Annotated in this window: 11 protein-coding genes; 1 reads left to right on the plus strand and 10 read right to left on the minus strand. The window is 48.6% G+C overall.

Annotated elements, in window-relative coordinates; translation table 11 throughout:
- Positions 1-10 precede the first annotated feature (10 nt).
- From HMPREF9194_RS07070 to HMPREF9194_RS07085, 4 genes are all read right to left on the minus strand, one after another.
- On the minus strand, positions 11-1,654 hold the full coding sequence (locus tag HMPREF9194_RS07070) for an ABC transporter permease (RefSeq protein WP_245540733.1): 1,644 nt from the start codon (positions 1,652-1,654) through the stop codon (positions 11-13).
- 10 nt (positions 1,655-1,664) lie between these two features.
- Entirely contained in the window at positions 1,665-2,768 is a 1,104-nt protein-coding gene (locus HMPREF9194_RS07075) for an ABC transporter ATP-binding protein (RefSeq protein WP_016525692.1), read from the minus strand.
- Positions 2,769-2,859: 91 nt separating this feature from the next.
- Entirely contained in the window at positions 2,860-3,882 is a 1,023-nt protein-coding gene (locus tag HMPREF9194_RS07080) for an extracellular solute-binding protein (protein WP_016525693.1), read from the minus strand.
- A gap of 107 nt (positions 3,883-3,989) precedes the next feature.
- Entirely contained in the window at positions 3,990-6,305 is a 2,316-nt protein-coding gene (locus HMPREF9194_RS07085) for a glycoside hydrolase family 95 protein (RefSeq protein ID WP_016525694.1), read from the minus strand.
- A gap of 182 nt (positions 6,306-6,487) precedes the next feature.
- Between HMPREF9194_RS07085 and HMPREF9194_RS07090 the strand changes: the two genes are divergently transcribed.
- Entirely contained in the window at positions 6,488-8,140 is a 1,653-nt protein-coding gene (locus HMPREF9194_RS07090; RefSeq protein ID WP_016525695.1) for a nucleoside kinase, read from the plus strand.
- Positions 8,141-8,165: 25 nt separating this feature from the next.
- Here the strand turns inward: HMPREF9194_RS07090 and fliJ are convergent, their stop codons facing one another.
- The 6 genes from fliJ to fliE form a co-directional block, all read right to left on the minus strand.
- Positions 8,166-8,594: a flagellar export protein FliJ gene (gene fliJ / locus HMPREF9194_RS07095; protein ID WP_051127866.1), complete on the minus strand. Its 429-nt coding sequence runs from the start codon at positions 8,592-8,594 to the stop codon at positions 8,166-8,168.
- On the minus strand, positions 8,579-9,922 hold the full coding sequence (locus HMPREF9194_RS07100) for a FliI/YscN family ATPase (RefSeq protein WP_016525697.1): 1,344 nt from the start codon (positions 9,920-9,922) through the stop codon (positions 8,579-8,581). The genes fliJ and HMPREF9194_RS07100 overlap by 16 nt, the downstream gene beginning before the upstream one ends.
- Positions 9,923-9,936: 14 nt before the next feature.
- Positions 9,937-10,869 carry a flagellar assembly protein FliH gene (gene fliH, locus HMPREF9194_RS07105; RefSeq protein WP_016525698.1) on the minus strand — a complete coding sequence of 311 codons (933 nt, stop codon included), beginning with the start codon at positions 10,867-10,869 and terminating at the stop codon, positions 9,937-9,939.
- A gap of 10 nt (positions 10,870-10,879) precedes the next feature.
- The gene (gene fliG, locus HMPREF9194_RS07110) at positions 10,880-11,944 is read right to left on the minus strand and encodes a flagellar motor switch protein FliG (RefSeq protein ID WP_016525699.1); all 1,065 of its coding nucleotides are present in this window, start codon (positions 11,942-11,944) and stop codon (positions 10,880-10,882) included.
- A gap of 1 nt (position 11,945) precedes the next feature.
- Entirely contained in the window at positions 11,946-13,661 is a 1,716-nt protein-coding gene (gene fliF / locus HMPREF9194_RS07115) for a flagellar basal-body MS-ring/collar protein FliF (protein WP_016525700.1), read from the minus strand.
- Between the two features lie 89 nt (positions 13,662-13,750).
- Positions 13,751-14,095, minus strand: a complete 345-nt coding sequence (fliE, locus tag HMPREF9194_RS07120; RefSeq protein ID WP_040846250.1) for a flagellar hook-basal body complex protein FliE — start codon at positions 14,093-14,095, stop codon at positions 13,751-13,753.
- Positions 14,096-14,100: the final 5 nt, after the last annotated feature.

Below are 14,100 nucleotides of genomic sequence, written 5' to 3' on the forward strand. Positions count from 1 at the left end.
ACTCGACGGCCTATAAGCTTATGGTTTTTCCGCCTGAAAGCTTATTGAATACGAGTACCGAAAGAATACTTGTAAACGACAAGACAACCGCCAAAGCCGCTGCGGTTCCGAAATTGCCGCGGAGTACTTCCGTATATACCGCAACCGAAATAGTGGCCGTTTTTGAGGTGTACAGCATAATGCTCGAGCTTAACTCGTTGATTGTCGTAATCCAGCTCATAATCGCGCCTGAAAAAACGCCCGGCATCATCAATAGTGCGGTGGTTTTAAAAAAGGTGCGTACGGGCGAAACTCCCAGATTTATCGAAGCTTCCTCAATGGACGGGTCTATTTGGTATAAAATCGCAGACGACGAGCGTACCGTATACGGCAGTTTCCGGATTACATAGGCCAAAACCATTATAATCCACGTTCCGGTAAAAAACAGCGGTTTTTGATTGAACGAAAGAAGCAGAGAAATACCCAAAACGGCGCCCGGAATAACATAGGGAAACATAACCAAAACGTCCAAAACGGTATTTATACCGTTTTTTTTGCGCACCGACAAATACGCGATGAGCAGGCCGGAAACGATCATAATCGCAATGGCAATAAGCGAAAAGCTGAACGTGTTTGTGAGCGCGCGGGCAAGCTTACCGAAAACCGTTTGATAGCTTGCCAAACTGAATCCTTTTACGAAGAGGGGACCGCTTGTTTTTAAAAAAGAGGTAACGAAAACGGTTATCTGCGGAAGAATGCCGATAAAGGCGACCGCATAACAAACTCCCGTTGCAAGGAAACGCTTCCACCCGCTTATTTTTATTACCTCAGGCGGTCTGAGCATACTCATGTTGTAGTTTTTGCGGTTTACGATAAACTTTTGTATCAATAAAACAAGCAGAGCGCACAAAATAATAATGACGCTTAAAGTGCTGGCCATCGTTGCGTCTCCGCCGGTTTCGCTTAAATATTGCTGGTATATAAGTACCGGCAGCACCTTATAGCCTTCCCCGATCAGCATGGGCGTTCCGAAATCGGCAAGAGCGGCCATAAAAGTCATGAGCATAGCGGCGGATATCGTCGGCAGTATTAACGGCAGGGTTATCGTCCATATCCGTTTTAAGCGGGGCATTCCCAAATTTTCGGCCGCTTCTTCCAGCGAAACATCGATCGACGAAAGAGAGCCGCACACATACAGATAAATCAGCGGAAAAAACTTAACCGTAAAAACCAAAATAATGCCGGGAAAACCGTATATGGACGGAACGGTAATTCCTATGCTTTTAAAAAAAACCGTTATAACGCCGCTTCTGCCGAACAACAAGATCCATGAATACGCACCGATAAACGGCGGAGAAATCATGGACATAATGATAATCATATTAAGCGCTTTTTTACCGGCAATATTATAGCGCGACGAAATATACGCGATCGGCACGCTGATAAGAGCCGCAAAAACCGTTGCGACGGTACAAACTAAAAAGCTGTGCCACAAAGCGGACGTATAGTATTTTAAAGTAAAAAAGTCTTTATAATTGCTTAAAGTAAATCGTCCTTCCGTATTCAACAAACTTTTATATGCAATCGTTATAAGCGGATACAGCAAAAAAACACAAAGCAAAACCAAAAAAAACAAAGAAATTATCTTCCAAATATCCCAATGAAATTTTTTCACGGTTATGTCCTTATTCATTAAGCAGCCATCCGTCCGCCGAGATATCGAAAACATTGAATTTATGTTCCGCTATATTCAAAGAAACGGTCTCATCGATTTCGAATTCTTTTTCGATATCTTTAAGATATTGGTTGACTTCAACGGTTTCGCCGCTTTCCGAAACGACTTCATAATTGATAAAATCGCCCAAAAAGGTTTTTAACGAAACGCGGGCAGCAATACCGTCCGCGGCAATCGCGGAGTTTTTTTCTTTGTTTATTTGAAATTCTTCCGGACGTACCGAAATTTTTACGGGTCCGGTATAATCGGTTTTGAGTTTTGCCGAAAGAACGATTTTATCGGCTATCGAGATTTTCGCATTGCCGCCGCGATTTTCGTCAACACGGCCGTCCAAAATATTCGATGTTCCGATAAAACATGCAACAAATTTATTCGCCGGTTTGGTATAAATTTCTTTCGGCGTGCCGATTTGCTGAATTTTTCCGTTTTTCATTACCGCGATCCGGTCGGAAATCGCCAAAGCTTCTTCCTGATCATGCGTAACGTAAATCGTCGTAATACCCAGTTTTTTTTGAACTTTTTTTATCGTAAGACGCATTTGAATGCGCAGCTTTGCGTCAAGATTCGACAGCGGTTCGTCCATCAGCAATATATCGGGATGAATGACAATCGAGCGCGCCAACGCAACCCGCTGCTGTTGCCCGCCCGACATATTTGCCGGAGAGCGGTCTTTAAGCTCTTCAATTTGCACCATCCGCAGGGCTTCGAGAACGCGTTCCCTTATTTCGTCCTTTTTGAGTTTTCGCGCTTTAAGTCCGTATGCGACATTTTCAAACACCGATAAATGCGGAAAAATGGCATAATTTTGAAAAACCATTCCGATGTTCCGCTTATGGGCGGGAATACCGTTGATTACTTTTTCATCAAAAGAGATGATGCCGCCCTCGATGGAATTAAAGCCGGCTATCATTCTGAGCAGGGTGGTTTTACCGCAGCCGGAAGGCCCGAGCAGGGTAAACAATTCGCCGCTTTTTATATCGATAGTAACATGATCTACGGCGTTAAAATTACCGTACGTTTTTACCGCATCGGAAATATGAACATTATGACTCAAAACGTTTTCCTTTTATCGTAAAAGCGGAAGAGCGCCGCGCATCCGTCGTGCGGACTAACCGGCGCTTTCCGAATCTTATAAAACCGAAAAATTATTTTCCGACTACAATGTCGTTCCACTGTTTTATATTTGCGGCTTTGTTTTTAGACGCCGCCAAAAAATCATAGTTGTTCATTAATATGTCGGATAAGGGTTTAAAGCCGTCCGAAGATGCCAAATCGGTGCGAACGTGCCGATACAAGTGCTCGGGAATTTTTCCCTGTACGTCTTTTCCCAAAACAAAATCGACAAACTTTTTTGCGTTTTCGGCATTCGGGCAATTTTTTACGACACCGACTGCAGACGGAACGGCACCGGTCCCCTCTTCGGCGTAGATTATGCCGATATGTTGCGCTCCCGCTCTTAAATACTGCAAAACGGACTCTTCGGGCGTAATGCACATATAGTATTCACCGTCCGAAACGCCCTTATGGGGAGCCGAAGAGCTCGACAAAATATTTCCGTCCAAGGCTTTCACATAGGTTCTGACAAAGCCCCAACCGCCGTCGCCCTTATCCATTGCGGCCAACAATATCGACAAAGTCGTATAAGCCGAACCGGAAGAAGTCGGATCGGCAAAAGCCAAATGACCTTTCCATTTGCTGTCGGCAAAAGTTGCCCAACCCTTCGGCGCATCTTTTTCGGCTACAAGGTTTTTATTGTACATAATAACGGTCGGCGAAACGAAAACGCCCGTCCATAAGTTTTCGGAACTGATATATTCTTTATTGACAAATTCCGTTTCGGGCGACTTGTACACTTGAAAAAATTCCTTAAAGGCTTCCATGGATTCGGCGCCGCCGGCAAACATGATATCGGCGAGGGGATTTGCGCTTTCGGATTTGATTCTCGTTAAAAGTTCTCCCGAGCCGGCTTGCACCAGTTCGATTTTTATCCCGGTTTTATCCTGGAATTCCTGAATAATCATGTTTAAAAGTTTTTCAGGCGCAGGCGAATATACAACCAGATTTTTTGAATTTCCCGCTGCCGCCTTATCGGCTGCCTGTTTTCCGGAACAGCCCGCCATAAGCAGCGCGAGGAGTCCTGCAATAATGATTCCCGTAATTTTTTTCATATGTCCTCCTGTATTTATCCCGTTTTGCTTTTTCGCAAAACAAAGACAAATACAGGCTACAATCGAATTTCTCTAAAGTCAATGCGGCAATTCGGTACATTTGTTGATTATTCAATCATTTTTGTTTTGCCTTTTTTGCAAAAATATTCCGTATGTGCGCCGTTAAAAAACAGTTTGCACAACGCGTCCTGTTTTGAATAAATCCGCAGTTCGGTAATCGCGCGATCCTTCCATTTGAAATCGAGTATAAAACCGCCGCGCGCGCAAAGCCCCTTTACGCTCCCGTTCGGCCATTCGTCGGGCAGAGCGGGCAGCAGCTCGATATGGCCGCCGTGACTTTGAATCAGCATTTCGGCAACGGCGGCAGCCGCGCCGAAATTTCCGTCGATTTGAAACGGAGGGTGGGCGCACAAAAGATTTATATAGCTTCCGCCGCCGACATAACTTACATCCGAAGCGGAAACGGGATGCAAAAGATCTTTTAACAAAGATAACGCTTTATTTCCGTCTTTGAGCCGGGCATGCAGGCAAGCTTTCCACGCCTTGCTCCATCCCGGTCCTTCGTCCCCGCGTTTTTCCAGCGTTTTTTTGCATGCGACAAACAGGGCGGGATCTTCCGTCCGGCATAAATCGTCGGCCGGGTACAGTCCGTAAAGATGGGAAAGATGGCGGTGTCTACTGTCCGCTTCCCGGAAATCCCGCGACCATTCCATAAGAGAACCGTCATGCGAAAGTCCATACGGCGGCATTTTGTTTATGCAGTATGCCAATTTTTTTACAAAGGCCTCATCGCGGTTTAATACCGAAGCGGCCGCTATACAGTCCCGAAACAGCGTACGGATGATTGCAATGTCAACGGTCGAAGCGACGGATACCGCGCAGCTATTGCCGTCTTTATCGATAAATACGTTTTCGGGGGAAGTCGACGGCGCGGTTACAAGCTGCCCGTCCGATTCAATCAGATAATCGAGGTAAAAAAGCGCCGCTTTGCGCATAACCGGATAATACTTTTCCAAAAACGAATAGTCCGCAGTGAACGCATAATGTTCCCATATGTGCCGGCACAGCCAACCCGATGCGGCGGGGAAATAGCCGTATTTTACCGGCGGACGTTTCGCAAGCGCGCCTACCGGAGAGGTTTGCTTCCACAGATCGATATTGTGATTTGCCGTCCAGCCCCTGCATCCGAATTGTTCTTTTGCGGTTTTTGTCCCGCCGCTCACGCAGTCTTTAATAAACGAAAGCAAGGACATATGACATTCGCTCAAATTTGCCGTTTCGGCGGGCCAATAATTCATCTGTACATTGATATTCGTTGTATAGTTTGCGCTCCAGGGCGGCCGCATGGAATTATTCCAAATTCCCTGCAGATTGGCAGGCAGCGTACCTTCGCGTGCGCAGCTTATCAATAAATATCTTCCGAATTGGAACCATAGAGAAAACAGAGCGTTGTCGGCCCCGCCGTTTTGCATATGCATGAGCCTGTCTTTTACGGAAGCATCAAAGCCGCCGCCCAAATCAAGCTGCACGCGGTTAAACAATGAAGAAAAATCTTCTTTATGTTTTTTTAAAATCTCCTTTTCGCCGATGCGCAGACATTCCCATACACGCGTTACGCAACGTTCGACAATTTTTTTTGTTTGAACAATAGGCCGGTTCTTTGCGGCATTATAGCCGGAGATACCCGACACATAGAATACGGCATTTTTAAAATTGCGGATTCGGCACATTCCGTCTTCGCCTTGCGTGATGTTTCCGTCGGCCGCGGCGCCGGCTGCGATGCAAAAAGCCATTCCCGGATTATCTTTATAATATTGAACGGGAGCATCGCATTCGTAATAATTGGGATACACTTTTGACGGCGCATTGCCTGAAATAAAAAAACACCCGTTTTTATTTTTCCCTTCCCACGGCATGGAACTTTCAAAACGGGCGGAAAGGTCAAGCGGTTTGCCCGTACACTTGATTTTTACTATCAGTATATTATGCGGATAGGAACAATACACGTGCCTTTCGATATGCCTATCCGCCGTATCGTAGGACACGCGGCATATTCCGTTAGTAAAATCGAGGGTTCGTGTATAATTCGAGATATTCCCCGTTAATCCGGTAAATTCAAAACATAAGGATCCCAAGGGCAAAAACGATTCGTTCCAATCGTTAAGAAAACCTCCGGCCAAGATGCGCTCGGCTTGTGCATAATCGCCTTCAAGCGCGGCCTTTTGCGCTTTACGGAACACGCCGTCCGAATGCAGGCGCAGTTTTTGCTCGCCGGTACCCGACCATAAGGTGTCGGTATTAAGCGCAATGCGTTCCGTGTCCGTGCCGCCGAAAATCATGCCGCCCATACTGCCGTTGCCGACGGGAAAGGCTTCTTCCCATACGGAAGCGGGCTCATCCAGCCTCATTATTTGATTTTCCATATAAAATCCTGTTTTATTTTCCTCGGTGCCGGATGCCGCTCAACGGCTGCAAGCTGAATTTTCGTTTCGCAATGAAGTATATAGCGTAAGCGGCGGACAGTCAATATTTTTCAAAGAATACGCTCGTATGAACTCCGCGCCCGCTCTATACAAAAGTTCCGTCTTCTTTTACAATGCCCTGTATGAATACGATTACTTTGACGCTTTCGGGCGGAAAAAAGATGCAAGCCGCAGCCGGTTGCAAGGCGTCCGATTTGTTGGACTTTTTTGAAGAACCGGCATCTTCGATTATCGCCGTGCGCTTTAACAACGAAATATGTTCTTTAATCCAGCCGCTTCAAAACAGCGGAACACTCGAGGCGGTGTGCACGGGCTCTTCCGAGGGGTCGGCAATATACCGGCGCTCGCTGTGCTTTTTGCTTGCCGCCGCCGCAAACGAACTGTTCCCGGGCAAACGCTTGGCGGTCGGCCACAGTTTGGGTTACGGCTATTACTACACGCTCGACACGGACGCTCCCATATCGACCGAATCCGTCAAAATGCTTAAAGCAAAAATGGAAGATCTTGTCGCAAAAGATTATCCGATCCGCCAAAGTTTTATTTCATATGAAGAAGCGATTGTGCTGTTTGAAAAACTGAATTTGCGGGAAACGCGCAAACAGCTGAACTTTATCTGCCCGCCGCATTTTAAAATCAATACGCTCAACGGTTTTTCGGATTTGTACTTCGGTCCCCTTTTGCCCTCGACCGGCTATCTGACGCTTTTCGATGTTATGCCCTATCGCGAAGGTTTTTTGCTGCGTTATCCGAAAACGTCCGAACCCGACCGCATCGGCAAATTCGAAGACATCCCGCAGCTTTTTAATGTGTACAAACAGTACAAGGATTGGGGCAAACTGCTCGGCGTTACGTCCGCCGCCGATTTAAACGAATTGATTTCGAAGCGCAAGGTAAGCGATTTTGTAAACGTTACGGAAACCCTGCAAAACAAATGCATTGCCGATATCGCCGACCAAATAAAAGATTCGGGCGACGTAAAAACCGTCCTCATCGCCGGTCCTTCAAGTTCGGGCAAAACAACCACGTCAAAAAAGCTCACGATGCAGCTGCAAGTGCTCGGCTATCAGCCTAAGGTCATCGAATTGGATTCGTACTATGTGGGGCGCGAATCGACCCCGCTGGACGAAAACGGCGAGTACGATTACGAAGCGCTCGAAGCCCTCGACGTCGAACAGCTTAACCGCGATTTGCAGGACTTGTTCGACGGCAAGGAAATACGCATTCCTTCCTACAACTTTGTGGAAGGCAAGCGTTATTACAGCGGCAAAACCATGCAGCTTGAAAAGCGCAATATTTTGATTATGGAAGGCATCCACGGCTTGAACGATAAGCTGACGCCCTCGGTGCCGAAAGAACAAAAATTCAAAATATATCTTTCGGCGCTCACCCAACTCAATTTGGACGACCACAACCGTATTCCGACCAGCGACAACCGGCTCATCCGCCGCATTGTGCGCGATTCGCAGTTTAGGGGCAAGTCGGCCTCGGAAACGATAAAAATGTGGCCGAACGTGCAAAAGGGCGAGAGGCTCCACATATTTCCGTTTCAGGACAATGCGAACGCCATGCTGAACACGGCCCTCGACTACGAGCTTTCCGTACTCAAGGTGTACGCGGAGCCGCTTTTGCGCTGCGTAACGCCCTTGCAGCGCGAATATGCCGAAGCCGGCCGCCTGCTGCGTTTTTTAAGCAACTTTTCGCCCATTCCCGCAAACTTCGTTCCGGGTCAATCGATTATACGCGAATTCATAGGCGGCAGCGAATTTAAGTATTAAGTGCCGGCTTGCCGCATTTTGGGGTTCAGTTTTTGCGGAAAGCGTCTTCCAATGCGCTTTCTTCGGCTTTTGCGTTTTCTTTGCGCCACGCAGCATATTGTTTTTCTTTGAGTTTATCCAAAACGCTGCGCTTTTGCATGGCGGCGGCAAAAACGGCTCGGCGCTGTTCGATGAGCAGTTCCGCTTCGGCAAGATTTTCCAGCAGTTCTTCTTTGCGCACGTCGAGGCGGTTTACATAATGCTCAAGCGTTATAAGAAAAAGCGTGTCAACATTTTCGTTGCGGGTTTTATTTACGCGAACGCGCTCGAGGGCAACCGACTTTAATTCATTTTTTATGCGCTCCGCTTCGGAGACGGCCGCCGCTAAAGCGGTTTTTGCATTCTTTTCTTCAAATTCGCGAAGCTGAAGCAGTTTTTGCAAATTGAACGAAAAGCGCTTCATGCGGTTTGCCATTCTTCGGCGGGAATTTCTATGCCGGCCAATTTTCCGAAATCGGTTAAGGTTTTTTCAATGGTCGTTTTTTCGGCTTCTTCCTGCATTAAAAAGTTTTCGATCGCCGGGTGCAGTTCTATCGCCGCATCGACTTCGGCGTTGGAACCTTTTTGATAAGCGCCGACGGTTATCATGTCTTCGGACTGCGCATAGGCCGCCATCGAACGGCGGATCGCGGCGACGGCTTTTTGCGTTTGCGGCCCCGTTACCCGCTTGGAAAGCCGGCTTATGCTCGCAAGCACGTCGATTGCGGGAAAATGATAGGCTTGCGCAAGTTTGCGGTTCAGTACGATGTGCCCGTCCAAAATACCGCGCACGGTATCCGACACGGGTTCGTCCATATCGTCGCCGTCAACCAGCACCGTATAAAAGCCGGTAATGCTTCCCTTTTGCGAAGTGCCGCTGCGCTCAAGCAGTTTGGGCAGCGTTTCGAATACGCTGGGCGTATACCCGCGCTGGGCGGGCGGTTCGCCTATGGCCAAGCCGATTTCGCGTTGAGCGCGCGCAAAACGCGTAACCGAATCGAACATAAGCATAACGTCTTTTCCCTGGTCGCGGAAATACTCGGCGACGGCGGTCGCCGTATACGCGCCGCGTAAGCGCGCGATCGGAGATTGGTCAGAAGTTGCGACGACAACCACGGAACGCTTTAAGCCGTCTTCGCCCAAGTCGCGCTGCAAAAAGTCGACCACTTCGCGTCCGCGCTCGCCTATGAGCGCAATAACGTTGACGTCGGCGTTTGTGTTGCGCGCAATCATTCCCAAGAGCGTGGATTTTCCCACACCGGAGCCGGAAAAAATACCGAGCCGCTGTCCTTTTCCGACGGCTAAAAGCGAATCGATTGCGCGCACACCGGTAACAATCCTTTTATTGACCGGGGTGCGGTCGAGCGGATCGGGGGGAGACGCGATTGCAGGATAAAATGTCGACGCGGCAATCTCGCCTTTTTTATCGTAGGCTTTGCCGACCGCATCGAGTACGCGTCCGAGCAGCTGCCGGCCGACCGCCACTTGCAGCACGGAGCCGGAAGCGGTTACCGTACAGCCGATTTCTATGCCCTTCGTATCTCCGTAGGCCATAAGCTGAACGGTCGTATCGTATAAACCGACCACTTCGGCAAGCACGTGCGTGCCGGCGGACGGAATCGCTATTTTACAGATTTCGCCGATAACCGCCTGCGGGCCGCGGCTTTCCACAAGCATACCGCGCACGCGGATAACCGAACCGATGTAATGCACGGTTTCGGTTTGTTCAACTCTTTCCATGTATTTGGTAAAAATCGTTTCCATCGGCAAAGGGCCTCTTATTCGCGCTCGACGACGGAAGCGCCCGAAACGTTTTTAATCGGAGAAATTTCAAGTATTTTTTGCTCAAGTTCGGCAAGTTGGCTCGAAATGCGCGCGTCGATGGAACCGAAGTCGGTTTCGACGATACAGCCGCCCTTATCTACCGTAGAATCTTCGGCGATCGTTATATTCTTTACGCTTTCCACCGATTCGATAAAATCCTTAACGTGCTCGCTCGTCAGGTCCATGTCGGCAAGATTGACGCGGATCGTAACGTCGCCGCGGCCTTTTACCTTGCGCAGCGCGTGCAGCACATTCGACATAATAACGTTGCGCTGATTTTCCGATATGATTTTAACAACCTTGCGCGCTATGAGCAGCACCAAATCGACAATCTGCTGTTCGGTTTCTTCCAAAATATTTTTGCGCCTGTCCATCGTGCGCTCGACGATAACGTGCAGGCGGTTTATAAGGCGCAGCGCTTCCTGATGCCCGTTTTGGTAGCCGTCTTCGTGTCCTTTTTCAAAACCTTCTTTTCGCGCATCGGCGATATTTTTATCGCGGCTTAGTTCGGCTTCCTGAATAATGTCCTGCGAGCGCTTTTCCGCGTCTTTAATGATGCGTTCGGCTTCTTCTTCGGCCTGTTTTTTCGTAACGGAGGCCAGATCGCTTTTGCGCTTTACTTCGTCAAAGGCGGCTTGTTCGGCATTTTTAATGATTTGCTGCGCTTCGGCTTCGGCGTCCGACAACAGTTTTTGTTTTTCCTGCTCCCAGTCTTTTTTAAAAGCTTCGGCTTCGCGGCGAAGGTCGTCGGCGGTCGGCCCGGTATATTCGGGCACTTGTTCGACTTCGGGCACTTCGGGTTCGACGACAAAGTTATGATTCAATTGCAGCATAACTTTTTTATCGGATTTCGTTATTTCCGTCGGACGGAAAACCGTTTTTGCCATAACGCAACTCCTACACTACAAGTTCATCTTCTCCGGAGCGGGCAATAACGATTTCGCCGCTGTCTTCGAGGCGCCGGATTGTCGATACGATTTTTTGCTGAGCTTCTTCGACGTCTTTCAAACGCACCGGCCCCATAAATTCCATATCTTCTTTTAACATGCTTGCCGCGCGTTTGGACATATTGCGGAAAATCTTATCCTGCACTTCCGTATCGACGGCTTTAAGCGCTTTTGCGAGCTCCTGCGTATCGACTTCGCGCATAACCTTTTGAATGGCGCGGTCGTCGAGCATAACGATATCTTCGAAAACGAACATGCGTTTTTTGATTTCTTCGGCCAAATCCGGATCGTCTTCTTCCAAAGATTCGATAATCGATTTTTCGGACGAACGGTCTACGAGGTTCAATATTTCGACAATACTTTCGACACCGCCTGCAGCCGTGTAGTCTTCGCTGGACAGGGTTGAAAGCTTCTTTTCGAGTACGCGTTCAACTTCGCGCAAAACGTCCGGCGAAGTCCGGTCCATCGTCGCGATGCGTCGCGCAACGTCGCTTTGTATTTCGTCGGGCAGGTTTTGCAAAATAATGGAAGCTTTGTTCGGTTCCAAATACGCCAAAATAAGCGCAATCGTTTGCGGGTGTTCCTGCTGGATAAAGTTCAAAAGGTGCGCCGGATCCGTGCGGCGGATAAAATCGAAGGGACGCACTTGCAGCGAACTGGTGAGCCGGTTGATAATATCTATGGCTTTTTGGCTGCCGAGCGATTTTTCCAAAAGCTCGCGTGCAAAATCGATACCGCCGGACGTTATAAAATTCTGCGCTTTAATCAAATCCTGAAATTCGCGCAAAACCGCATCTTTTAATTCGGCGTCGATCGTATCGAAGCGCGCGATTTCGAACGTAAGCGTTTCAACTTCGTCTTCGCGCAAATGCTTAAAAATTTCGGCCGAAATGTCGGCGCCCAAAGAAACCATAAAAATGGCGGCTTTTTGGCGGCCGTTGAGACTTTTGAAATCCTTGCCTTTTTTGTTGCCGCCGCCGAGCGATGCGGAAGATTTTGTTTGAGGTCCTGCCATTTTATTCCTCCATCAGCCATGTACGGATAAGCATCGCCACGTCTTCGGGGTGCTCGCGCGCGATAGACATAACGCTTTCCTGAAGCTCCGCCCGCTCGCGCTCTTCGACGGACATCGTAACTTCCATTCCGGCCTGTTCGGCTTCCCACAGCGTTTTTTCGCGCTCGAGCTGATGTTTGCGCAAAAGCTCTTCTTCGCGCAGACGGCGCCGGCGTTCCATTTCGCGCGAAATAATGCGGAACAGAATAAAGGCTATCAAAACGGCGATAACCGCTATTATAGACAAAAGGATTGTACGCCGCGTTTGTTCCGAGCGTATGTACGCGAGGTCTTCGGCGGCAAACTGAGCGCTGCGGTCGACCGCGATATTCGTAACCGTAACCGAATCTCCGCGGTCGCGGTTATACCCGATTGCATCCTGCACCAACGCTTTCGCTTTTTCAAGATCTTCGGCCGAAACGGGAATATACTCGCGCTCGATGCTGTTCGCAGGCGTTACAAGCAGCTGCCCGGTTTGCGGGTCGGTTTTGCGCCGCCACAAACCGTCTATGTTGACCGAAACGGTTACGCGGTCAATCGACGGACTTTTTATTTCCTGCGTTTGCTTTGTATTGATCGCCTGATTTTTCGTTTCGGATTTTTCCTGATGAACGCCGTATAAATTCGACATATCCGAATACACGGGAGGATTTTGTCCCTCGACGCCGGCAGGCCCTTCGGGATTATAAGCGGTACCTTTAAATGTTTTGTCGATAATCTGCGAAGACACGGTTACCGATTCGAGAATTTCCGAATCGTCGTAGGGCGTATCCTTGTTGTCCGGGCGCTTGGTAAACGGAAAATATTCGGTGGAATTGACTTCTTTTTTCGACATGTCCATGTCGATTTTTATGTTCAAATTGCGCACGCGGTCTTTGTCGAAGTTTTGCTGCAAGGTTGCAAGGATTTTTTCGCGGTACGCGTTTTCAAGATTTTCGATAAGTTTTTGCTCTTTGGCGACAATATTAACCCGGTCTATCTCCGCCATGCCGTCAAAATCATTTAAAACATTGCCCGCCGAATCGGCTATCGTAATGTTTTCGGCCTTTAAACCGGGTATGGCTTTTATAAGCAGCTTTTGTACGCCTTCAACCTTTTTGCGCTGCGAAGGAGATGCAAAATCGCTTCCGGGCTTTATCGTTAAAATAACGCTCGCCGTTACCGGCTTTTGATCGGCGGTAAACAAAGCTTTTTCGGGCATACCGAGGACCACTTCGGCGCGGTCGATTTCGTCGAGCGATTCTATATGCTGGGTTATCTGCGCCGTAATCGAACGCTGCAAATTGACGTTTTGCTGAAAATCGTTGACGGTCCAGCGCTCCACGTCGAACAGCGCCCAGGGATCCACATTGCCGGGAACCAAGTCTTCGCGCACGAGGATGGCCCGCAAGCGCCGCGCGGTCGCTTCGTTATCGACGGAAATCATCCCCGCGTCGGTAACGTATACTTTTACGTTTTCCTGCTCGAGCCGATAGACGATTTTATCGCGCATCGCCTGATCGGTAACCGGCACGCTGAATAAAGGAACCGTTGTCGGACGCGACGAAAATACGGAAACGAGAATCAAGGCGACGATAACCGCCGCAACGATTCCGATAAGAATAACCTTTTGTATTACGGTCCACTTAGACCATAATTCTTTTACCTGAAGAAAAAGCTTTTTGAGCCATTCGTTCATGCACCCTCCCGTCGGAAACGGATTCCGCTTCCGTGAACGAATCTACCGCTGTACTAATGTGTTATCATAGCACGGTTTACGGAATTTGTCTACCTGTTGGAAGTAATTTCGTTCCATGCCTGAGTAAGGCGGCTTATAACGTTTTGCGCAATGCTGAGCGAAAGATTCGCCTTTGCCATCGCGACGGTTATATCGTGCGGGTCGACCGAATCGGGATCGGTTACCGCCTGCTGCGCAAGATTCGAAACGTCGATTTGTTTTTGGTTGACGTAATTTACCGCATCGAGCAAATAGCGGTCGAACGTCGTCCGTTTTGCTATGCCGGGGTTTTCTGCGGAAAGATTTTCCGTTTGTTTACCCGTCGGCCGTATCATCGGGCCGCTTCCTGCGTGAGCGGGATTCGTTCGTATTAAAGCCAAAGAATCTATTGTCATACCTT

This window comes from Treponema maltophilum ATCC 51939, from assembly GCF_000413055.1.
Taxonomy (GTDB): domain Bacteria; phylum Spirochaetota; class Spirochaetia; order Treponematales; family Treponemataceae; genus Treponema_C; species Treponema_C maltophilum.

What these genes read in the sequence shown, in the direction of transcription:
- fliH (WP_016525698.1), bottom strand. Translation starts at nt 10,869, where the DNA reads ATGGCAAAAACGGTTTTCCGTCCGACGGAAATAACGAAATCCGATAAA.
- fliJ (WP_051127866.1), bottom strand. Translation starts at nt 8,594, where the DNA reads ATGGCAAACCGCATGAAGCGCTTTTCGTTCAATTTGCAAAAACTGCTT.
- HMPREF9194_RS07090 (WP_016525695.1), top strand. Translation starts at nt 6,488, where the DNA reads ATGAATACGATTACTTTGACGCTTTCGGGCGGAAAAAAGATGCAAGCC.
- fliF (WP_016525700.1), bottom strand. Translation starts at nt 13,661, where the DNA reads ATGAACGAATGGCTCAAAAAGCTTTTTCTTCAGGTAAAAGAATTATGG.
- HMPREF9194_RS07100 (WP_016525697.1), bottom strand. Translation starts at nt 9,922, where the DNA reads ATGGAAACGATTTTTACCAAATACATGGAAAGAGTTGAACAAACCGAA.
- HMPREF9194_RS07080 (WP_016525693.1), bottom strand. Translation starts at nt 3,882, where the DNA reads ATGAAAAAAATTACGGGAATCATTATTGCAGGACTCCTCGCGCTGCTT.
- fliG (WP_016525699.1), bottom strand. Translation starts at nt 11,944, where the DNA reads ATGGCAGGACCTCAAACAAAATCTTCCGCATCGCTCGGCGGCGGCAAC.
- fliE (WP_040846250.1), bottom strand. Translation starts at nt 14,095, where the DNA reads ATGACAATAGATTCTTTGGCTTTAATACGAACGAATCCCGCTCACGCA.
- HMPREF9194_RS07085 (WP_016525694.1), bottom strand. Translation starts at nt 6,305, where the DNA reads ATGGAAAATCAAATAATGAGGCTGGATGAGCCCGCTTCCGTATGGGAA.